Annotated in this window: 22 protein-coding genes; 11 read left to right on the top strand and 11 right to left on the bottom strand. The window is 30.2% G+C overall.

Annotated features, from left to right (window positions below):
- Positions 1-10: 10 nt before the first annotated feature.
- A complete protein-coding gene (guaB, locus tag ACYPV9_RS06135; protein WP_079736773.1) occupies positions 11-1,486 on the top strand; it encodes an IMP dehydrogenase in 1,476 nt (491 codons plus the stop codon).
- A gap of 62 nt (positions 1,487-1,548) precedes the next feature.
- Here guaB and ACYPV9_RS06130 read toward each other — a convergent pair whose 3' ends face one another.
- Positions 1,549-2,061: a lactoylglutathione lyase family protein gene (locus ACYPV9_RS06130; RefSeq protein WP_459742340.1), complete on the bottom strand. Its 513-nt coding sequence runs from the start codon at positions 2,059-2,061 to the stop codon at positions 1,549-1,551.
- Between the two features lie 119 nt (positions 2,062-2,180).
- Between ACYPV9_RS06130 and ACYPV9_RS06125 the strand changes: the two genes are divergently transcribed.
- Positions 2,181-2,492 carry a winged helix-turn-helix transcriptional regulator gene (locus ACYPV9_RS06125; protein WP_459742338.1) on the top strand — a complete coding sequence of 104 codons (312 nt, stop codon included), beginning with the start codon at positions 2,181-2,183 and terminating at the stop codon, positions 2,490-2,492.
- A gap of 52 nt (positions 2,493-2,544) precedes the next feature.
- On the opposite strand, the gene ACYPV9_RS06120 is transcribed toward ACYPV9_RS06125, so the two are convergent.
- Positions 2,545-4,389 carry a PLP-dependent aminotransferase family protein gene (locus ACYPV9_RS06120; RefSeq protein ID WP_459742336.1) on the bottom strand — a complete coding sequence of 615 codons (1,845 nt, stop codon included), beginning with the start codon at positions 4,387-4,389 and terminating at the stop codon, positions 2,545-2,547.
- 198 nt (positions 4,390-4,587) lie between these two features.
- Here ACYPV9_RS06120 and ACYPV9_RS06115 point away from each other — a divergent pair, with 198 nt between their 5' ends.
- The gene (locus ACYPV9_RS06115; RefSeq protein ID WP_459742334.1) at positions 4,588-7,086 is read left to right on the top strand and encodes a M14 family metallopeptidase; all 2,499 of its coding nucleotides are present in this window, start codon (positions 4,588-4,590) and stop codon (positions 7,084-7,086) included.
- 122 nt (positions 7,087-7,208) lie between these two features.
- Positions 7,209-7,367 (top strand): YqaE/Pmp3 family membrane protein, encoded by a 159-nt coding sequence (locus ACYPV9_RS06110; RefSeq protein WP_077809516.1) that lies wholly within the window; start codon positions 7,209-7,211, stop codon positions 7,365-7,367.
- A gap of 8 nt (positions 7,368-7,375) precedes the next feature.
- Here ACYPV9_RS06110 and ACYPV9_RS06105 read toward each other — a convergent pair whose 3' ends face one another.
- The 4 genes from ACYPV9_RS06105 to ACYPV9_RS06090 form a co-directional block, all read right to left on the bottom strand.
- On the bottom strand, positions 7,376-7,717 hold the full coding sequence (locus tag ACYPV9_RS06105; protein ID WP_299059831.1) for a tRNA-binding protein: 342 nt from the start codon (positions 7,715-7,717) through the stop codon (positions 7,376-7,378).
- Positions 7,718-7,721: 4 nt separating this feature from the next.
- Complete coding sequence (locus ACYPV9_RS06100) at positions 7,722-8,183, bottom strand: Mpo1 family 2-hydroxy fatty acid dioxygenase (RefSeq protein ID WP_459742331.1); 462 nt, start codon at positions 8,181-8,183, stop codon at positions 7,722-7,724.
- A 65-nt stretch (positions 8,184-8,248) separates the two neighbouring features.
- Positions 8,249-8,785, bottom strand: a complete 537-nt coding sequence (locus tag ACYPV9_RS06095; protein WP_459742329.1) for a YfiT family bacillithiol transferase — start codon at positions 8,783-8,785, stop codon at positions 8,249-8,251.
- Positions 8,786-8,788: 3 nt separating this feature from the next.
- Positions 8,789-9,466: a tetratricopeptide repeat protein gene (locus tag ACYPV9_RS06090; protein ID WP_299059840.1), complete on the bottom strand. Its 678-nt coding sequence runs from the start codon at positions 9,464-9,466 to the stop codon at positions 8,789-8,791.
- Positions 9,467-10,066: 600 nt separating this feature from the next.
- On the opposite strand from ACYPV9_RS06090, the gene leuC reads away from it, so the two are divergent.
- The 4 genes from leuC to leuB are packed head-to-tail and all read left to right on the top strand — an operon-like array spanning position 10,067 to position 14,717.
- A complete protein-coding gene (gene leuC / locus ACYPV9_RS06085) occupies positions 10,067-11,467 on the top strand; it encodes a 3-isopropylmalate dehydratase large subunit (RefSeq protein WP_459742326.1) in 1,401 nt (466 codons plus the stop codon).
- 10 nt (positions 11,468-11,477) lie between these two features.
- Positions 11,478-12,077, top strand: a complete 600-nt coding sequence (leuD, locus tag ACYPV9_RS06080) for a 3-isopropylmalate dehydratase small subunit (RefSeq protein WP_459742325.1) — start codon at positions 11,478-11,480, stop codon at positions 12,075-12,077.
- 29 nt (positions 12,078-12,106) lie between these two features.
- Positions 12,107-13,627 (top strand): alpha-isopropylmalate synthase regulatory domain-containing protein, encoded by a 1,521-nt coding sequence (locus ACYPV9_RS06075; RefSeq protein WP_459742323.1) that lies wholly within the window; start codon positions 12,107-12,109, stop codon positions 13,625-13,627.
- Positions 13,628-13,661: 34 nt separating this feature from the next.
- Positions 13,662-14,717: a 3-isopropylmalate dehydrogenase gene (gene leuB, locus ACYPV9_RS06070; protein ID WP_459742321.1), complete on the top strand. Its 1,056-nt coding sequence runs from the start codon at positions 13,662-13,664 to the stop codon at positions 14,715-14,717.
- Between the two features lie 49 nt (positions 14,718-14,766).
- On the opposite strand, the gene ACYPV9_RS06065 is transcribed toward leuB, so the two are convergent.
- From ACYPV9_RS06065 to ACYPV9_RS06045, 5 genes are all read right to left on the bottom strand, one after another.
- On the bottom strand, positions 14,767-15,501 hold the full coding sequence (locus ACYPV9_RS06065; protein WP_459742319.1) for a flavodoxin family protein: 735 nt from the start codon (positions 15,499-15,501) through the stop codon (positions 14,767-14,769).
- A 150-nt stretch (positions 15,502-15,651) separates the two neighbouring features.
- Positions 15,652-16,584, bottom strand: a complete 933-nt coding sequence (locus ACYPV9_RS06060; RefSeq protein ID WP_459742317.1) for a peptidylprolyl isomerase — start codon at positions 16,582-16,584, stop codon at positions 15,652-15,654.
- Positions 16,585-16,636: 52 nt separating this feature from the next.
- On the bottom strand, positions 16,637-18,220 hold the full coding sequence (locus ACYPV9_RS06055) for a hypothetical protein (protein ID WP_459742315.1): 1,584 nt from the start codon (positions 18,218-18,220) through the stop codon (positions 16,637-16,639).
- 3 nt (positions 18,221-18,223) lie between these two features.
- Complete coding sequence (locus tag ACYPV9_RS06050) at positions 18,224-19,816, bottom strand: peptide chain release factor 3 (RefSeq protein ID WP_459742313.1); 1,593 nt, start codon at positions 19,814-19,816, stop codon at positions 18,224-18,226.
- 44 nt (positions 19,817-19,860) lie between these two features.
- Positions 19,861-20,550: a peptidylprolyl isomerase gene (locus ACYPV9_RS06045; RefSeq protein WP_459742311.1), complete on the bottom strand. Its 690-nt coding sequence runs from the start codon at positions 20,548-20,550 to the stop codon at positions 19,861-19,863.
- A gap of 121 nt (positions 20,551-20,671) precedes the next feature.
- Here ACYPV9_RS06045 and idi point away from each other — a divergent pair, with 121 nt between their 5' ends.
- From idi to ACYPV9_RS06030, 3 genes are all read left to right on the top strand, one after another.
- Positions 20,672-21,190 carry an isopentenyl-diphosphate Delta-isomerase gene (gene idi, locus ACYPV9_RS06040; RefSeq protein ID WP_299059871.1) on the top strand — a complete coding sequence of 173 codons (519 nt, stop codon included), beginning with the start codon at positions 20,672-20,674 and terminating at the stop codon, positions 21,188-21,190.
- The gene (locus tag ACYPV9_RS06035; RefSeq protein ID WP_299059874.1) at positions 21,183-21,596 is read left to right on the top strand and encodes a 6-pyruvoyl trahydropterin synthase family protein; all 414 of its coding nucleotides are present in this window, start codon (positions 21,183-21,185) and stop codon (positions 21,594-21,596) included. Before idi ends, ACYPV9_RS06035 begins: the two co-directional genes overlap by 8 nt.
- A gap of 122 nt (positions 21,597-21,718) precedes the next feature.
- Positions 21,719-22,513 carry a metallophosphoesterase family protein gene (locus ACYPV9_RS06030; protein ID WP_459742308.1) on the top strand — a complete coding sequence of 265 codons (795 nt, stop codon included), beginning with the start codon at positions 21,719-21,721 and terminating at the stop codon, positions 22,511-22,513.

The raw sequence follows: 22,513 nt of genomic DNA, 5'->3' as shown, positions 1-22,513 counted from the left end.
TAATTGCAACATGACAGCACACAACAACAAAATTTTAGGAGAAGGTTTAACGTATGATGACGTTTTATTAGTTCCGGCTTTTTCAGAAGTCCTTCCAAGAGAAGTAAGTATTCAAACAAAATTCACTAAAAATATTACTATAAATGTACCAATAGCTTCTGCAGCTATGGATACTGTAACAGAATCTGCCTTAGCAATTGCTATTGCCAGAGAAGGTGGTATTGGTGTTTTACATAAAAACATGACTATAGAGCAGCAAGCGCAAGAAGTTAGAAGAGTAAAAAGAGCAGAATCTGGTATGATTTTAGATCCTGTAACTTTACCTTTAACAGCTACTGTTTTAGATGCAAAAGCTCATATGAAAGAGCATAGCATTGGTGGTATTCCTATTGTAGATGATAACGGAATTTTAAAAGGTATTGTTACCAACAGAGATTTACGTTTCGAGCACAATGCAACAAGACCAATTATTGAAGTAATGACAAGCGAAAACTTGGTTACTGCAGATGTTGGTACTTCTTTAAACGATGCAGAAAAAATATTACAAAATTATAAAATTGAAAAACTTTTAATTGTTGATGAAAATTACAAATTAAAAGGATTAATTACTTTTAGAGATATTACTAAAGTTACGCAAAAACCAATTGCAAATAAAGACTCTTATGGTAGATTAAGAGTAGCCGCAGCTTTAGGTGTTACAGGTGATGCCGTAGATAGAGCAGAAGCATTAGTTAATGCTGGCGTAGATGCAGTTATTATTGATACTGCACATGGACATACAAAAGGTGTTGTAACTGTTTTAAAACAGGTTAAAGATAAGTTTCCAGAATTGGATGTAGTTGTAGGTAATATTGCAACTGGTGCAGCTGCTAAATATTTAGTAGAAGCAGGTGCAGATGCTGTAAAAGTTGGTATTGGTCCAGGTTCTATTTGTACAACAAGAGTTGTTGCTGGTGTTGGTTTTCCTCAGTTTTCTGCAGTTTTAGAAGTTGCAGCAGCTATTAAAGGAAGTGGTGTACCAGTGATTGCAGATGGAGGAATTCGTTATACAGGAGACATTCCTAAGGCGATTGCTGCCGGAGCAGATTGTGTAATGTTAGGATCTTTATTAGCAGGTACAAAAGAATCTCCAGGAGAAACTATTATTTACGAAGGTAGAAAGTTTAAATCTTATAGAGGTATGGGATCTGTAGAAGCGATGAAACAAGGTTCTAAAGATAGATATTTTCAGGATGTAGAAGCAGATATTAAAAAACTTGTACCAGAAGGAATTGTAGGTAGAGTTCCTTACAAAGGAGATTTAGATGAAAGTATTCATCAATTTGTTGGTGGTTTAAGAGCTGGTATGGGGTATTGTGGTGCAAAAGATATCGAAACTCTTAAAGAAACTGGTCAGTTTGTAAGAATTACAGCAAGCGGAATTAACGAAAGTCATCCTCATGATGTTGCAATTACAAAAGAATCTCCTAACTATAGTAGAAGATAATTTTTAAAAAATATATTTTAAAAGCTCAAGATTTTTTACATCTTGAGCTTTTTTCATTTAGATTATTCTGTATATGCTCCAGAAGAGTAAGTTAATTCGTAACTATGTGTGTAAATTTCAAACACAATTCCGAAAGGATCCTCTACATAGCACATTTTAAAAGGTTTGTCTTTTGGATAGTATTCTCTAATTGGCATTCGTTGTTTTCCTCCGTAAGAAATAATTTTTTCTATCAATTCTTCGATATTAGGATCTTGAACACAAAAATGAAATAATCCTGTATTAAATGGATTAAATTCTGGTGCTTCTTTAATTCCGTTAGGAAAAGAAAATAGTTCAACTCCAATTCCATCTGAGGTTGCTAAATGTGCAATCTCAAAAGAGGTCCAATCGTTACCAAAAACATCTATACACATTTGCCCAATAGCTGTTTCTGTTTCTTTTTTTATTTCTGATGGCTGCATTATAACGTACCAACCCATAACTTCAGAATAAAATTCTACAGCTTTATTTATATCTGGTACAGTAATACCAATATGAGAAAATGACTTCGGATAATTTTTTGTTTCTTTCATGTTGTTAATTTAAGTTGCAAAATTCGTTTATATTTGTCATATAGACAATAACTTACCCAAAAGTAGTATAGTTACTAAAAAGAGTAAAATATTGATTTTTAGGTTTTTAATTTTAAATTATGATTGAAAATAAATTGAAATGTCCACTAAATTATACAATGAGTTTAATAGGTACTAAATGGAAACCTTTAGTGTTATTCCATTTATTAGATGGAGGATTAAGGTCTGGTGTTTTGCAAAAGCATATAGAAGGAATTTCTAATAAAATGTTTACGCAAACAGTAAGAGAATTAGAAAAAGACGAATTGATTACTCGAAAAATATATCCTGTTGTTCCTCCAAAAGTTGAATATGCTTTAACCGAAAAAGGAAAAACTTTAGAACATATTTTAAGAAGCTTAGACCGTTGGGGAACAGAAAATTATAAATAAAAAAAAGCCTAAGAATCAGTTCTTAGGCTTTGTTTTTTTCGATTAGCTTTTTTTAAATACTATCTACAAATTTTTGAAAAACTTGTTTATGTAATTCTAAATTTAGGTTTGCAGATAAGGCAACACGTGCAATGTAATCTTTGTCACCTTCTTTTGTGGTTCCTTGTGTAGAAGTTGCAGGAATCGTCCAATAACAACCTTTTAATTGTCCGTAACTAACACAATATTTACTTTCATCCGGAATTTCTGTAATCATTAAATTTATCAACTTTAAATTCAATGCTCTCTTGTAAGCTTCTCTTTCTTCATCAGAATTACCTTTTGTTGGTAAATCTAAAGAAAACACAGACGGTGTAAAATCTTCTTTAGCCAATGCTTCTGAAACAAAATTAATTTTAGCTTCTGGTAAAACTTCTTGAATAAAGTTTACAAATTCTCTAGTGTTTGTATATGCATCAGCAATTCTTTGATTCATAGAAGGCAGTTGAGCAGCCAAAATTTTATATTGATGCGCTGTGGCTTCATTATCACATAATTCTAAATGAGTGTGAATTTTATCAATAAGATTTTCAGTTTTGTCATTACCAACACAATAACCTGCTGTACATTTTCCTCCACTAGGAAATTTAGAACCACTTGCATAAGAAATTGTTCTTACGGTAGATAAGATTTTTCCTTCACCTAAAAACAATACATTTGGGCAAAAAGTTTGATCCAATATAAATACCGGATCAACTGCAATAGAACCCTTATCAGTTTTTCTTTCTTTGCTTAAAACTTCTTTTAAAGCCAATAGTTCTGGTACTTCAACTCTAGGATTTGTAGGTATTTCTGCAATAATATAAGGTACAGCATCTTCATTCGCAATCTTATTTAAAACAGTATCGATACTTTTAACCATTTCATTATCACCATCTACCGGTAAATCTACAACGTCTACAAAATCTAAACATGCAGCAACACGTCTTGCTTGGTCATTAGTTCCACCGTAACAATTAGGAGGTACTATAAATTTAATCGCTTTTCCTTTATGTTTTTCTAAAGCATTGTCTACTAATCCCATCATTATGGCATATTGTATAGATAAACCACTAGAACCAACAACAGGTTTTAAATTTGTACCTGTAATATTTTTAATTTCTTCTAAAACTAAAGCTTTATCGGTTGCATTAATCTTACTTTTTTGATTTATGCTGGTTTTATTAGTTAAAATTTCTAAAGCATTTAAAGTGTTTGCAGGCGTCATTGCAACAGTTTCTCTTCTTCTTACATGCTGAATTTCTGAAATGTATTCTTCATTTTGTTTTCCGTTAACAATTAAAATACTTCCTAACTCTTGATAAAGATTCAAATAAAAATCAATGTTTTTACGCAGCGTTATTTCGCCAATTTCTGAATTAGAAGTAACTAAAATAGTACTACCATTAAAATGAGAAATAGTGTTTAAATTTTCAACTTTTTGAGTTTCGAATTCATAACCGTAAATAGCTTTAATCATTTCTGATGAAAAAGATTGAGGTAGACTATCAGTATGTAAAATTCGTGTATTTTTATTATCAATTAAGTTTTTTCTTAAAACGGCAAGAATAGGAGTTGTCTTTGACGAAAAACTGATAACATTCGAGGCGTCTAAGTTATTTAACTTTGCAATTGACCATTCTAAAACACAAGATAATGGATGTCCTAATCTTATATAATCGTATGCCGTTGGTAACAAATCTAAAGCAGATTGTTCAGAATTATTAGCGTCATAAAGTTTTTCGAAATGCTCTAAAAACTGGGTTTTAGCTAATTCTTCGTTATAAATATCTAATCGATGCGTTGTTAAATTTAGCCAATTAGTAGGCATATTATTTACAACACTTTTAATATAATTTATGGTTTTATTGTCTTGCATAATCTTCACTTAAAAATAGGTTTGCAATTTACGTTAAATTGCGTTATTACTTAAAAATATTAAGACGATTTACTTTAATTAAACTTACCAATTATTTGCGGTTTCACCTATTTTATTAAAAAGAAGTTAATAAGTTGTTAAAGAATATCATTAAAATTAACGAATCCTTATATTTGTTAGATAACCAACTTTTAATTTATGAAAAAAATTATATTATTTTTCCTGTTTATTTCTATAACAGTTTCTGCTCAAAAAGTAGATTTATCTTATTATTTACCCAAAGACGTTTCTTATAATTCAGCAATACCTACGCCAGAATCAATAATTGGTCATGAAGTAGGAGAGTGGCATATAACTCATGATAAATTATCAGAATATATGAAAGTTTTAGCGGCTTCTTCAGATAGAATTTCAATAGAGAAAAGAGGTAAAACTTACGAAGATAGACAACTGTATTTATTAACGATTACGTCTCCTAAAAATCATCAAAATTTAGAAGAAATTAGAAAAAATCATATTGATGCTACAAACAATAGCAACGTAGATGTTAGTAATAATAAAATTGTAGTCTATCAAGGTTTTTCTATTCATGGTAACGAAGCAAGTGGTTCTAATGCAGCTTTAGCAGTTGCGTATTATTTGGCTGCAGCACAAGGTAGTAAAATAGACGATTTATTAGAAAATACAGTAATTTTATTTGACCCTTCTTTAAACCCAGACGGATTGCAACGTTTTGCATATTGGGCAAATACAAATAGAAGTAAAAATATAAATCCAGATCCAAACGACAGAGAATACTCTGAAATTTGGCCAAGAGGAAGAACGAATCATTATCAGTTTGATATGAACAGAGATTGGTTACCTGTACAATTACCAGAAAGTAAAGCAAGAATTGCTACTTTTCATAAATGGTTACCAAATATATTAACAGATCACCACGAAATGGGAAGTAATTCTAGTTTCTTTTTTCAACCAGGAATACCATCTAGAACAAACCCTTTAACACCAAAATTAAATCAAGAATTAACAAAAGAAATAGGTACTTATCACGCAAAAGCTTTAGATAAAATAGGTTCTTTATATTATTCTGAAGAAAGTTACGATGATTTCTATTATGGTAAAGGCTCAACTTTTCCAGACATTAATGGTAGTATAGGTATTTTATTTGAACAAGGAAGTTCTAGAGGTCATGCTCAAGAAACTGTAAATGGTGTATTAACTTTTCCGTTTACAATTAGAAATCAATTTACTGCGGCATTATCTACTTTAGAAGCTGGTAGAAAAATGAGAGTTAAAATTTTAAAATATCAGCAAGATTTTTACAAAGAATCTAGAAATTCGGGTAGTAATAAAGCCATTATTTTTGGAGATGAAAAAGATGCAGCCAAAAGTTTTCATTTAGCAGAAGTTTTAAAAAATCATAAAATTAAAATTCATGAAGTAAAATCTGATTTTACTCAAAACGGAAAGAAGTTTAAGAAAGGTTACAGTTACATTGTACCTATGAACCAAAAAAATCAAAGATTGGTAAAAGCAATGTTTGATGTTAGAACTTCTTTTGCAGATAGTTTGTTTTATGATGTTTCTGCATGGACATTTAACCATGCATTTGGTGTTGATTATGCCGAAAATATTTCTTTATCTAAAGCAGGAAATGAAATAACAAATTTAAAGATGAAGCAAGGTGTTGTTTCCTCTAAAAGTGAATATGGATATTTAATGCCGTGGAACGAATATTATGCACCAAAATCATTAAATGAAATTTTACAAAAAGGAATTCGTGCAAAAGTTTCTATGAAAAACTTTACAAACGGAAACACTTCTTATGATTACGGAACGGTATTTATTCCGGTTCAAAATCAAAGTTTAAATGCATCTGAATTATACGTTTTCTTACAAAATGTTGCTAAGAATAGTAATATTTCTATGGATGGTGTAGTAACAGGTTTAAATGATGGAGTAGATTTAGGAAGTAATAATTTTAGAAATATAAAAAAGCAAAAAGTTGCTATGTTGGTTGGCGACGGAATTACAGGAAATGATTCTGGAGAGATTTGGCATTTATTAGACCAAAGATTCGATATTGCTTTAACTCGATTAGATATGAGAGGATTTAATAGAGTGGATTTATCTAAATATACTTCTATTATCATACCAAGTAGTTATAACTTAGGTAAAAGTGCAGAAGAAAAATTAAAAGTTTGGGTAAGAAATGGAGGAGTTTTAATTGGTTACAAAAATACCGCAAGATGGTTGGCAAGAAGTAAATTTATCAATTTAGAATTTGTAAATGCAGAAGTTGCACCTGCAGAAAATGTTACTTTCGAAAACCGAAGTTTAAGGTCTGGTGCACAAGTAATTGGTGGTGCAATTTTTGAAGCAGATATCGATAGATCACATCCGGTTAATTTTGGTTATAAAAATGATAAAATAGCTTTATTTAGAAATTCGACTTTGTTTATTAAAGCGGATAAAAATAGCTATAACAACCCAATTCAATATACAAACAACCCGTTATTGAGTGGTTATATTTCTAGAGAGAATGCCAAAGTAATTGGTAAAACAATTCCTTTTAAAACCCAAGGAATGGGTAGAGGAAAAGTAATTGTATTTACAGATAATACAAACTTTAGAGCATTTTGGTACGGTACAAATAAGCTATTGATGAATGCTATTTTCTTTGGAGATAAAATGTAATTTGTATTTTCAATAAAATAAAAAAGTGATAGAAAGTTTAATTATTAAACATTCTATCACTTTTTTTATGTAACAATTTTAATTGGTAATCGTCTTAATTATAGAACCAACAAAATTGTATTATGAGTTTTTTTAGAGTATTATTTGCTATTATTTTTCCGCCATTATCTGTAATAGATAAGGGTTGTGGATCTTTCTTTATCATTTTCTTATTAACGCTATGTGGCTGGATTCCTGGAGTTATTGGCGCTTTAGTAATATTAAATAATCCAAATAAATAAAAAATTAATTAAGAAACTTGTTCTCCATTTTTAATTTCTTTAGATGGTTTTAGTAATACAACATTTCCTTCAACATTATACACACCAATTACTAATACTTCGCTCATAAAATTGGCAATCTGTCTTGGTTTAAAGTTTACAATTGCAGAAATTTGTTTGTTTAAAAGTTCTTCTTTTGTATATAAGTTAGTTATTTGAGCGCTAGATTTTTTTATCCCTAAAACACCAAAATCTATTTTTAGTTGATACGCAGGTTTTTTAGCTTTCGGAAAATCGTTAATTTCTATAATTGTACCAATTCTTATATCAACTTTTAAAAAATCTTCAAATGTTATTTTTTTGTATTGCATCTTTTTATTTTTTACCTATTTTCTGAATTACCCATAAAGGTCCAATTAATAAAAATTGTAAATCTTTAGCAAAAGAAGGTTTTTTTCCTTCAACTTTATGTCCCCAAAATTGCCCAATCCAAGCTAGTACAAAAATAGTTATTGATGCATATAATAAGTTAAAATTATTTCCTAACCAATAATTTCCTATTACCGATAATAAAATTACAAATAGCATTTCTACAAAATACCAAAACCCCAATTGTAAATAAAAAAGAGATATAATCAAACCAATTACAACTGCCCAGTTTTCGATTAAAGGGTTATAAAGGCCAATTGTATTTTCTAAAAAAGTTGTTGGTATACTCATTAATAAACCAATAACACTAAAAAATATTAAAGGCACACAAATATAATGTACCATTTGATTTGTTTCATTTTGATGACTTACAGCATATTCATCAAACCATTGTTGTGCAGTTTTCATTTACTTAGAATAAAATTAGAACGTGTAATATAGTTATTTTTCTAGAAATGAAATTTTACAAAAATTTATCGCCAACCTTCTCTTAAAATTAATTGTTCTATATGTGCAAAATGATGTAAGCAATGCCATGCATAAATACCAATATTTTCTTGAAGCGTGATTACGTCTTTAGTAGCTGGATGTGTAAAATTACTCAATAACTCTTCTTTAGATAAACCTTTTAATAAATAAACCCATTTGGCATGTAAAGCTTTAAGGGCGTCTAAAGACAAAGAAATTGGGGCAAATTTAGTGTCGTGTAATTCTGCCCAACGTTCTTCAAAATAAGCTTTAATTTCTGGATTTTCTTCTGTTAAAGCCCATTTAAAACGTATGTATGAATTGTGATGACTATCATAGCAGTGATGTACTACTTGTCTAACTGTCCAACCATTTTTTCTATAAGGTGTATCAAGTTGATTTTCGGATAATTCTTTTGTTAAAAATTCTAATTCATGCGGAAATCTCTCGAGAACAGAAATCCATTCTTCAATATCTTTATTAGTTATAGAAGATGGTAGTTTTGTTTTTCCTATCGGATATTTTAATTTTTCTAAATCCATTTACTATTTCGTAATTTTTTTTAAGTTTCTTTTAGCGCTTTCATTTTCAGAGTTAATAGATAAAGCCTTTTTAAAGTTTATGATTGCATTAGCTGTATCTTTATTTTTTAAGTAAGCTTCTGCTAAACTATCAAAAGTATTAGAGCTATTACTGTGTAATTCTGTATTAATTCTAAAAATTTCTATTGCTTTTTCTAATTCTTTTTCTCTAATGTAACTGTAACCAATACCATTTATCTTATATTCTCTAATAATAGGATTTAAAGAATCTTGCTCTTTAATTTTTAAGTAGCCCTCAAGAGCTTTGTTGTATTCTTTATTTTCGAAGTATTCATGAGGAGTTTTTTCGTTTATGTCCATTTTTTTAAAATGATACTTAACACCTTTGTGTTCTGTTTTCTCAGACAAATATATATGAACATTAGGGTCTGTGGCAAAAATTAATTTTTCATTCATTTCTTTCATATAAAATGAATTGTCACTAACTTTTAGAGGTTTTATATCTTTTTTTCCTCTCCATTTTATAAATAGATCTTGTTCTTTGAAATAAACTTCTAGAACTTCGTTGGCATTAAATAGATAACGACCTTCTACTTTATTTATAAATTCTTCAGAATTTTTAGAAGATGAACAACTAAGGCATAAACTTAATAGTAATAAGAATAATATTGATTTTTTCATGGGGTGAATTGGTTAATTATAAGAATTAGACGATATAAAGGTGTTTATTGTTACAACAATGTTTTATTTTCTCAAAATTAATTTAAATATAAAAAAAAACAGACTAAGAAAACTCTTAGTCTGTTCATAAACATTAAAAACGGAGGAAATATCTAATGCTATTTTATTAAATGCTATAGAATTATAGTTTTCTACAAATTGTATACTTTAATGATGATATTATACCTCAAAATAATTTAAGATATAAATTTAGCTAATTATATTGTGTCAACAATGTAATTTGTATTAAATCAGGTATTTATACTTTCTTTTTTTTAGACGGATAAACAAAATATATTTTATACTTGAGATAAGTATCATCAATATCATTAATATTTAAATACCGTTTTGCATTGTAATTTTATAAATATATTTTTAAATGTTGCAAACTTTAAAAATTAGACATCGTATTTCAAATTAAGTTAAAATACTGTTTTTTAATTAATTACGATAGTCTTTAACATTTGGATATAATGCTTTTATTTTTTTCTACTGATTTTGATTCAAGAAATACTATATTTTTGATAATAGATTATAGTTTGAATATAACAAAGAAGAAAAATGGCAAAAACATTATTTGACAAAGTATGGGATTCACATGTAGTACGTAGTGTAAAAGACGGACCTGATGTGTTTTTTATAGATCGTCATTTTATCCACGAAGTTACAAGCCCTGTAGCGTTTTTAGGATTAGAAAGTAGAGGAAACAGTGTTGTATATCCAGAGCGAACATTTGCTACTGCAGATCATAACACTCCAACAATAAATCAACATTTACCAGTTGCAGATCCATTATCTGCAAACCAATTAAACGCTTTAGAAAAAAATGCTGCAAAATATGGTATTTCTCACTGGGGTTTAGGTGATGTAAATAACGGAATTGTGCATGTTGTTGGTCCAGAAAACGGAATTACTTTGCCAGGAGCAACTATTGTTTGTGGAGATTCTCATACATCTACACATGGTGCTTTTGGTGCAATTGCTTTTGGTATTGGTACATCTGAAGTAGAAATGGTATTGTCTACACAATGTATTATGCAACCAAAGCCTAAAAAAATGCGCATAAACGTAAATGGCAAGTTAGGTTTAGGAGTTACGCCAAAAGATGTTGCTTTGTATATTATATCAAAACAAACTACGTCTGGTGCTACCGGATTTTTTGTAGAATATGCAGGTGATGTTTTTGAAAATATGACTATGGAAGGTCGTATGACAGTATGTAACTTATCTATAGAAATGGGTGCTCGTGGTGGTATGATTGCCCCAGACGAAAAAACTTTCGAATATATTAAAGGACGTTCTCAAACTCCTAAAGGAGCAGACTGGGATAAAGCAATGAAATATTGGGAAACTTTATATACAGAAGAAGGTGCAGAATTTGATGTAGAATTTAATTATGATGCATCAGATATAGAACCAATGATAACTTACGGTACAAACCCAGGGATGGGAATTGGTGTAACAAAATCAATACCAAATGCAGAAACTGTAGAAGGTGGCGTAGAAACCTATAAAAAATCATTAGGTTATATGTCTTTTAATGAAGGAGATGCTATGATAGGTAAAGAAATTGATTTTGTTTTCTTAGGATCTTGTACAAACGGTAGAATAGAAGATTTTAGAGCATTCTGTTCTATTGTAGAAGGAAGAAAAAAAGCAGATAATGTTACCGCTTGGTTAGTACCAGGATCACATAAAGTAGTAGATCAAATAAAAGCAGAAGGTTTAGATAAAATTATAGATGCTGCCGGTTTTGTATTAAGAGAACCAGGTTGTTCTGCTTGTTTAGCAATGAACGATGATAAAATCCCTTCAGGAAAATTATCAGTTTCAACATCAAATAGAAATTTTGAAGGTAGACAAGGTCCGGGATCTAGAACCTTATTAGCAAGTCCTTTAGTAGCTGCCGCTTCTGCAGTAGAAGGTAAAGTAACAGATCCAAGAACATTATTAACAGCATAAAAGAAATAAAATGGCTTACGATAAATTTGACATATTAACAAGTACAGCATATCCTTTACCAACAGAGAATGTAGATACAGATCAAATCATACCAGCTCGTTTCTTAAAAGCGACAGAGCGTAAAGATTTTGATATTAATTTTTTTCGTGATTGGAGATTTAATCAAGACGGAACACCTAAAGAAGATTTTCCTTTAAATAAAGAAATTTATGCAGGATCTAAGATACTTGTAGGAGGTAGAAATTTTGGTTCAGGTTCGTCTAGAGAACATGCAGCGTGGTCTGTCTATGATTTTGGTTTACGTTGCGTTATTTCGTCTGCATTTGCAGATATTTTTAAGAATAATTGTTTAAATGTAGGTGTTTTACCAGTACAAGTTTCTCCAGAATTTACAGATACTTTATTTGCAGCAATTATGGCAGATCCTAAAACAGAAATTAAAGTAGATTTACCAAAGCAGACTGTTACTTTAGTAGCAACTGGCGAGTCTGAATCTTTTGATATTAATGCTTATAAAAAAGACAATATGTTAAACGGTTTTGATGATATAGATTATTTAAAAAACATCGAAAACGAAATTTCTGCTTTTGCTGAAACTAGACCATTTTAAAATAGTTTTTTTAAAATAGTAGTTAGATTATGGCGAAAAGAAAGATAGAAATAATGGATACGACACTTCGTGATGGAGAACAAACATCTGGAGTGTCGTTTTCTGTTTCAGAAAAGTTAACAATAGCTAAATTATTATTAGAAGAATTAAACGTAGATCGCTTAGAAGTTGCATCTGCAAGAGTTTCGGAAGGTGAATTAAAAGCCGTTAAAAAAATTACTTCTTGGGCAAATGAACATGGCTTTATAGAAAATATAGAGGTACTAACTTTTGTTGATAGTGGAAAATCTATTGATTGGATGGTTGATTCTGGAGCAAAAGTTCAAAATTTATTAACCAAAGGTTCTTTAAATCATCTTAAACATCAACTTAAAAAAACGCCAGAACAGCATTTTGCAGATATAAAGTCTACCATAGAATTAGCAGCTAAAAATAACATTAAAACCAATGTATATTTAGAAGATTGGTCTAACGGAATGCGAAATTCTAAAGAATACGTCTTTTCTTATTTAGATTTTTTAACAGCACAAAAAATAGAACGTATTTTATTACCAGACACATTAGGTATTTTAACGCCAAACGAAACTTATACATATGTTGCTGAGTTAAGGGAAAGACATCCTAATACACATTTCGATTTTCATGGTCACAACGATTACGATTTAGGTGTTGCAAATGTTATGGAAGCTGTTAAAGCAGGTGCAAATGGTTTACATTTAACAATTAACGGAATGGGCGAGCGTGCAGGAAATGCACCAATGGCAAGTGTTATTGCGGTAATTAATGATTTTTTAGATGATGTAAAAGTCAACGTAAATGAAAAAGCATTAAATAAAGTTAGCAAACTAGTCGAAACATTTTCAGGATTTAGAATTCCTGTTAATAAACCTGTAGTTGGTGCTAATGTTTTTACACAAACTGCAGGAATTCATGCAGATGGAGATAATAAAAACAATCTTTATTTTAATGATTTAATGCCAGAACGTTTTGGTAGAAAACGTAAATATGCATTAGGTAAAACCTCTGGAAAAGCAAATATACAGAAGAATTTACAAGATTTAGGACTTAGTTTAAATGATGAAGAGTTAAAAAAAGTAACTCAGAGAATTATTGAATTAGGAGATAAAAAAGAAATTGTTTCTCAAGAAGATTTACCATATATAATTTCTGACGTTTTAGATAGCGATTCCATAGAAAAACGTGTAGTTGTAGAAAATTATGTTTTAGGTCATGCAAAAGGTATGAAACCTTCTACAACATTACAATTAAAAGTTGAAGGAATAATGTATGAGGCTCATGCACAAGGAGATGGTCAGTTTGATGCTTTTATGAATGCGTTAAAAAAGTTATATAAAATCCATAGTAAAAAAGAATTGCCAAAATTAATTGATTATGCTGTTAGAATTCCTCCTGGTAGTCATTCTGATGCATTATGTGAAACTATTATTACTTGGCAAAGAGATAAAAAAGAATTTATAACACATGGTTTAGATTCAGATCAAACAGTATCTGCAATTAAAGCCACAGAAAAAATGCTGAATATTATTTAAATAATTAAAATAAAACAGCTAAAAGTTTAAAAATATGAAATTAAATATTGCTTTATTAGCAGGAGACGGAATTGGACCAGAAGTAATTGATCAAGCAGTAAAAGTATCTGATGCAATTGCTAAAAAATTTAATCACGAGATAAATTGGAGACCAGCTTTAACTGGTGCCGCAGCCATTGATGCTGTTGGTGAACCTTATCCGGACGAAACACACGAAATTTGTGCATCTTCAGATGCTGTTTTATTTGGGGCTATTGGTCATCCAAGATTTGATAACGACCCTTCAGCAAAAGTTCGTCCAGAGCAAGGTTTGTTAAAAATGCGTAAGAAATTAGGTTTGTTTGCAAATGTTAGACCAACATTTACATTTCCTTCCTTATTAGATAAATCTCCTTTAAAAAGAGAAAGAATTGAAGGTACAGATTTAGTTTTTTTACGTGAATTGACTGGTGGAATTTATTTCGGAGAAAAGGGTAGAAGAGATGAAGGTGAAACTGCTTTTGATAATTGTGTTTATACAAGAGCAGAAGTACAACGTTTGGCAAAAAAAGGTTTTGAATTAGCAATGACTCGTGGAAAAAAACTTTGCTGTGTAGATAAAGCAAATGTTTTAGAAACTTCTAGATTATGGAGAGAAACTGTACAAGCGATGGAGAAAGAATATCCAGAAGTTGAAGTTTCTTATGAATTTGTAGATGCAGTTGCAATGCGTTTGGTGCAATGGCCAAATAGTTATGATGTTTTAATTACAGAAAACTTATTTGGAGATATTTTAACAGATGAAGCTTCTGTAATTTCTGGTTCTATGGGTTTAATGCCAAGTGCATCTTTAGGTTCTAATATTGGTTTATTTGAGCCAATTCACGGTTCGTATCCACAAGCAACAGGTTTAAATATTGCAAACCCAATGGCAACAGTTTTATCTGCTGCAATGATGTTCGAAAATTTTGGCTTACAAGAAGAAGGAAAAGCAATTAGAGAAGCTGTAAATAATGCTTTAGATAAAGGTATTGTTACAGAAGATTTAGCAGATGGTGGTAAATCTTACGGAACTAATGAAGTAGGAGATTGGTTATCTCAAAACATATAAAAATTTAGAGTTTTATAAAAGCGTATTCTTTAGAATACGCTTTTTTGTTTTATCTATATTCTGGGTTTTCGAAATTCCAACGTTCTCCATCATCCCAATCTTCTCTAGAGTTCCCATAACTTGGATATCCATCATTATTTTTTAATATTGATGCAAGATGTAACAAATTGTAAGTCATGAAGGTGGTATTTCTATTTGTGAAATCACTTTTATAACCAACAGGATTCTCTAATTTTTGATCTCTCCATTCTGTATCGCCATAACTTGGTCCTGGTCCAACTTCACCTATCCAGCCAGCATCTGCTTGCGGAGGAATAGAATATCCTACATGTTGTAAAGAATATAAAATGCCCATAGCACAATGTTTAACTCCATCTTCATTTCCTGTAATTAAGCAGCCACCAACTTTTCCGTAGAATAAATACTGACCTTTATCGTTTGTTTTGCTACTCATAGCATATAATCTTTCTATTAATTTTTGAGCTTCAGAAGATTTCTCTCCCAACCAAATTGGTGTTCCAATAATTAAAATATCAGCTTCAATTATTTTAGTAAATAATATAGGCCAATCATCTTTATTCCATCCATACTCAGTCATATTAGGATAGACACCGCTTGCTACATCATAATCGATAAATCTAATTTCTTCAAATCTTACTTTTTCTTTTTTTAAAATGTCTTTGGAAACTTGCATTAATAAAGAGGTATGACTTTTTGCAGGAGACTTTTTTAAAGTACAATTAACATATATTACTTTTAAATTACTAAAATCAGGTTTTTTCATGATAGGAGTTTTAATTTAATTAAAGAAACTAACTACTTTTAATATAAAGAAAATTAAGTAGTTATATTTTTAAATTCGTTTTTTTAACAAAACAAAAAGCCTCAATACATGATTTGTATTGAGGCTTTTTAATATTTTTAAGTAATTAGATTACTTAACGTCCATTAATTCTACATCAAAAATAAGTGTAGCATTTGGAGGAATTACACCACCAGCTCCAGCAGCACCGTAAGCTAGGTGAGATGGAATTACAAAACGAGCTTTATCGCCAACTTGTAACAACTGAATTCCTTCATCCCAACCAGCAATAACTTGACCAACACCTACATTAAAATCAATTGGTTGTTTTCTTTTATATGAAGAATCAAAAACTGTTCCGTCTAATAGCTGTCCCTTATAGTGTACAGAAACTCCAGCGCCTTTAGTTGCTTTTTTTCCTTCACCTTTTTGTAAAATTTGATAACGTAAACCACTTTTAGTTTCATCATAGCCAGCAGCTACACTATCTAAAAGTTCTTTTTGTTTTGCTTTTTCTTCTGCTTCTCTTTTTTCTCTAGCTCCTTCAAAAGTTCTAAAAGCTTCGACTGCATTAAAAGCTTCTGCATCTGCACCAACTCTTACAATTTCTAAAGATGTTAACTCATCGCCTTGAGCAACAGCATCAACAACATCTTGTCCTTCTATTACAGAACCAAACACAGTATGCTTACCATCTAACCAAGGTGTTGGCACATGCGTGATGTAAAATTGAGAACCATTTGTTGCAGGTCCAGAATTAGCCATAGCCAACTTTCCTGGTGCATCATGTTTTAAATCAGGGTGAAATTCGTCATCAAATTTATAACCTGGGTTACCTGTTCCTGTTCCTAACGGGCAACCACCTTGAATCATAAAATCTGGAATAACTCTATGAAATTTTAAACCATTATAATAAGGTGTACCTTGCTCTTTTACTTCATTCTCTAAATTTCCTTCTGCCAAAGCAACAAAATTACCTACAGTACCAGGAGTTTTTTCGTGTTCTAATTGTACTAAAATTTCACCTTTTGATGTAGTGAATTTTGCATAGATTCCGTTATTCATTTCTTATTATTTAATTATTTTACTTTATTATTATTTACAGTTTAAACTGTATTTATTTTTTTGAATTTAAGATTGACAATCCGTAAGAAATACCAACATTTATATTTGTTGAATTTACATTTCCGTAAGGAGACCACATTTGACCACCAGAAGCATGGAAAGAAAAATCTTTTGAAACATGATAATTAACACCAATTGTAGGTCTTATTAAAACACCTTCTCCAGAATCTACACCGCCACCACCAGCAACACCACCTGCAGCTTCTGCAAATAATGAAAATTTATCATTTAAGAATCTATTAGATTTTACTCCTAATCCAAAAATTCCGTGAGCATATCCACCAGCTCCTCCCAAATATGCAAATGAAGCTTCTCCAGCTACATAAAAACGTTTACTAAGGTCGTAATTAATTTTTACTGCCAATAATTGTAAATCATTATCTGGTCTATCAAGAATTGCAACATCATAATAAGTTTGATTTTGAAATCCTATTTGAATACCTTGGGTTTTTATAGATTTAATTTTTTCTTTTGAATAAGGATTTTTAATACCACCACTTAATCCGTAATATTTTAAGCTTAAACCTGCGGTATAAGCTTCAAAAGTTCCACCAACAGATCTATGATATCCTCCGTGAAGACTTACGCCAATCGTTTTGGTAATTTTAACATCTGCACCAATACTTGGATATACTGTTAAGCCACCTTCTGGAAAAATTCTACCACCAGCTGCACCAATACCAGCTTTGGCAAATAAGTTAACATGTTTTGTTTGTACAAAGTTTTTACCTAAACCAATAAAAACATCCATAAAACCAGCTCTTAAGCCACCATACATAGCATCTAGATGTGCGTAAGCAAAAGAACTTTTTGTTAAGTAACGTTGGTATTCGAAACCAATTAGACTTAATGTTTGTGAAATAGGAGTGGTGTTGTTAAAGTTTCCGAAGCCATCATTTCTAGTTGATCCAACAGGAAATAAATAATCAAATGTAATCTGTTGAATACTTTTTACAGCTGGTTTTTGCCAATAGGTATCGCTAAAAGTATTTTCTACTTCAAATCTTTCTTGTGCATCTTTATAAGAAGCAGATCTAACTGTTGTAGGAATTTCTACAAAAAAAGAAATATTATCTCCTTTTTGAATACCTGTAAAGAAGTTTACATGTCCATACTGTAAACCAAATGCAAACTTATCTGTTTTATATTGTAAACCAATATTTGGGTAAATTATACCTCCACCGTTTACTAAACTTCTAAATCCGCCACCACCACCAAAGTGAATATTTGCATCAAAATATAAATTTTTATAGATTTTTTTGTTAACACCAAGATTTACACCTAGCGTAAATAAACCACCTTGATCGCCATAAACAGCGCCATGAAAACCTGCACCTGTGTATAGCCAATCAGTTAAAGGAATATTATAATTTAAACCAAATAAACCCATTTTTGGGTCTAATGTATATGTACTACCATCTCCATAATTGTATGTAATGTCTGGTTGATCTATTAATATATAATTTAAACGGATACTGTTTTTTAATTCTTTACCTTTTAAATTATTGATACTATAATTTTGAGAATAGGTTTTAAAAGCGAATAATAAGATTAGTAATATTATAAATTTTTTCATATTCTAATTTTTGAATTCACTAGTAAAATGCAATTTAACGGTAGGATATTTACTTTGTGTCATTTGAATTGTGAATTCAGAATCTGCTAAAAACACCAATTGACCTTGCTTATCTTTTGCTAAATAGCGCTGTTTAACTCTTTTAAATTCTTTAAATTCGTCATTCTTTGGGTTTTCTGGTTCAACCCAACACGCTTTATGAACTTGCAAATTTTCGTAGGTACATTTTGCACCGTATTCGTGTTCTAATCTATATTGAATAACTTCGTATTGTAACGCACCAACTGTACCAATTACTCTACGTCCATTCATGTTTAATGTAAACAATTGTGCTACACCTTCATCCATTAACTGATCTAAACCTTTGTATAATTGTTTAGACTTCATTGGGTCTGCATTATTTACATAACGGAAATGTTCTGGAGAAAAACTTGGTATGCCTTTAAAATTTAACTGTTCACCTTCTGTTAATGTATCCCCAATTTTAAAATTACCAGTATCGTGTATACCAACAATATCACCAGGAAAAGATTCTTCTACAATTTCTTTTCTTTCAGCAAAAAATGCATTCGGACTAGAAAATTTTACTTTTTTTCCATTTCTAACATGTAAATAAGGAGAATTTCTTTTAAAAGTTCCTGATACAATTTTTATAAATGCAAGACGATCTCTATGTTTAGGATCCATGTTTGCATGAATTTTAAAGACAAAACCAGTTAGTTTTGTTTCTTTAGAGTCTACCAAACGTTCTTCTGCTTTTTTTGGTTGTGGTGATGGTGCAATTTCTATAAAAGCATCTAATAATTCTTTTACACCAAAATTGTTTAAGGCAGAACCAAAAAACACAGGTTGGAGTGAACCGCTCAGGTAAACATCTCTATCAAATTCTGGGTAAACCTCACTTATCAATTCTATCTCTTCACGCAAGGTTTCTGCGGCAGTTTCACCAACAATGTTATCTAGTTCTGGGTTTGATAAATCATCAAACTCTACACCTTTTGAAATAGAAGTTTTATTGTCTCCAGAAAAAAGATTGATTTTTTTCTCCCAAATATTGTAAATCCCTTTAAAGTCATATCCCATTCCAATAGGAAAGCTCATAGGAGTTACTGTTAAACCTAACTTTTGTTCTACTTCATCTAATAAATCAAAAGCATCTTTTCCTTCTCTATCCAATTTATTGATAAAAACCAACATTGGTATGCTTCTCATTCTACAAACTTCAACTAATTTTTCGGTTTGTGGTTCTACACCTTTTGCAACATCAATTACAACAATAACGCTATCTACAGCAGTTAAAGTTCTAAAAGTATCTTCTGCAAAATCTTTATGCCCAGGTGTATCTAGTATATTTATCTTTTTATCTTTATAAATAAAGGCAAGCACAGACGTAGCTACAGAAATACCACGCTGGCGTTCGATTTCCATAAAATCTGAAGTTGCCCCTTTTTTTATTTTATTGTTTTTAACAGCACCAGCTTCTTGTATTGCACCACCAAAAAGCAAAAGTTTTTCGGTTAATGTTGTTTTACCTGCATCTGGATGCGATATAATACCAAATGTTCTTCTACGTGCTATTTCCTTTAAAAAACTCATCTACAAAATTTGAGGTGCAAAGATAGGTTTTACAAAGAGAAATATCAATCTAAAATTTCTATTGTCATTTTAATATCTTCAACAGGCCATTCATCTACACCAACTTTTACTTTAGAAATTTTATCCAATGTATCAAAACCAGAAATTACTTCTCCAAAAACAGTGTGTTCATTATTTAAATGATGTGCGCCATTTCTACTGTGTACCATATAAAATTCAAAAGGACTTGATAATTTATTCGGATTTTTTTCCCACTGTCTTGCAGCTGCCAATGCACCATATTTATGCTTTCTATTTGCTCTAAATTCGGGTTTAATTAGATAATTACCATACAATCTTCTTTGATTGTGGGTATATGTTTCATCAGAATTACCACCTTGAATAACAAAGTTTTTGGCAACTCTATAAATTACCGTTGTATTAAAATATTTAAGTTTGGTTAAGAATATAAAATTAGCTCTGTGAATTGGTACATCATCATATAAGCGTAACTTTATATTACCAAATTTGGTTTTTATAATAACTTTATTTTCTTTGTTTTCCTTGCCGTATTCTGTAAAAAAAGCCTCAACATTTGTTTTATTTAAGCTATCCCAACGCTTTTCTACTTTTTTCTCTATAGTTTGTTTTACATTAATTTTATCATCATTTTTTTTATTCTTAGGTTCAGAATTATCACATTGATAAAGTGTTGCTAAAGAAATGAAGAAGAGTAATTTAAAGTAAAATTTCATAAAGTAAAAGTTTATTATAATTTTCAAATATAAATCATCAACATAAAAGAATAGAAAAATCTTATAGTTTTTAATCAATTTTTATGATTTATTGATACTTGTATTCCTTATTTTTGCAATAATGAAAGAACAAGTAATTTTAGTAGACCAAAACGATAAGCAAATAGGCTTAATGGAAAAAATTGAAGCCCACGAAAAAGCATTATTACACAGAGCTTTTTCGGTTTTTATTTTTAATGATAATGGAGAGTTAATGCTACAACAAAGAGCTGCATCTAAATACCATTCGCCGTTATTATGGACAAATACTTGCTGTTCTCATCAAAGAGAAGGAGAAAGTAACTTAGAAGCGGGTAGAAGAAGATTACAAGAAGAAATGGGTTTTGTTACAGATATTAAAGAGGTTTTTTCTTTCATTTACAAAGCTCCTTTTGATAACGGTTTAACAGAGCATGAATTAGATCATGTAATGATAGGTAAATATAACGATGCACCTAACATTAACAAAGAAGAAGTAGAGGCTTACAAATGGATGTTATTAGATGATGTGAAAAAAGACATCGAAGAAAACCCTGCAAGTTATACAGAATGGTTTAAAATAATTTTTGATAAATCTTACGAAAAACTAACAGATGCCTAAAGTTACAGTTCATAGAAAAGCACATTTTAACGCTGCACATAGATTGTATAGAAAAGATTGGAGTGATGAAAAAAACTTTGAAGTTTTTAGTAAATGCAGCAATCCTAATTTTCATGGTCATAATTACGAATTGATTGTTTCTTTAACAGGAGAAATCGACAAAGAAACTGGTTATGTTTATGATTTAGGTATTTTAAGAAATCACATTAAATCGGAAATTGAAGATTGTTTTGATCATAAAAATTTAAATTTAGAAGTACCAGAATTTAAAGAATTAAATCCTACAGCAGAAAATATTTGTGTTGTAACCTACAATAAATTAAGAAAGTTATTACCAACTAATTTAGATTTAAAAATTACGTTGTACGAAACTCCAAGAAACTTTGTAAGTTATTCTGGAGAGTAAGAATTTCTAAAAAATAGCTTTCGTCAACTTTACTTTTAATTATGTAAGTTTTTTTAATAGCATCGTCTATTAAAATTGTTAATGAATTAAGCATTTAAAAAATCATATATTAATTTAATACAATGAAAAATTTTAAACTAGTAATGCTTTTAAGCATTATTACATTATTTATTGCCTGCGAAAACCTTTTTGAATATAGTGTTTATGAAGCTGGAGTAAATAGTTCAGAAAAAAACACAACTGCAAAAAACTTAAAACTTTTAGCAGAATTAGAGCAAAATAATCAAGATTTTAAATTCGCTTTTGTTACAGATGTACATTATTTTTATAATAACTTAAAATCTGTAGTAGAAGATATCAATAATAGAGAAGATATTGCTTTTGTTGTTTTTGGTGGTGATATTGCAGATCAAGCTCTTTTAAAAGAGTTCGAAATTTTTTACGATATCATGAAAACATTAAAGAAACCTTATTTTACTGTAATTGGTAATCATGATTATAACTCTAACGGAGCTTTAATTTACAAAGAAATGTTTGGTGATTATAATTACTCTTTCGAATTTAACAATAATAAATTTGTGATGTTTGACGATATTATTTGGGAAAGTAATAAAGACCCAGATTTTGATTGGTTGTCTAACGAGTTAAGTGATAACGCAAATTACAATCAGGTTTTTTCTTTTTCTCACATTCCTATTGTAGTTAGTAACGATTTACCAGACGATATGAAAAACCAGTACAATACTATTTTAAAAGAAAATAATGTTGCACTTTCTGTGCATGGTCATACACACGGATATTTTTATGAAGAAGGTGATGTTAATTACTTAGTAATTCCGGCACTTAAAAAGCCAGAATACGGAATTATTAGCGTAAAACAAGATGGTTTTGAAATTGAACTTATAGAATTAAAGTAA

Source organism: Polaribacter sp. OB-PA-B3 (assembly GCF_054589375.1).
Note: the sequence above shows the minus strand (reverse complement) of the source record. Positions and strands in the feature narration are given on the sequence as shown.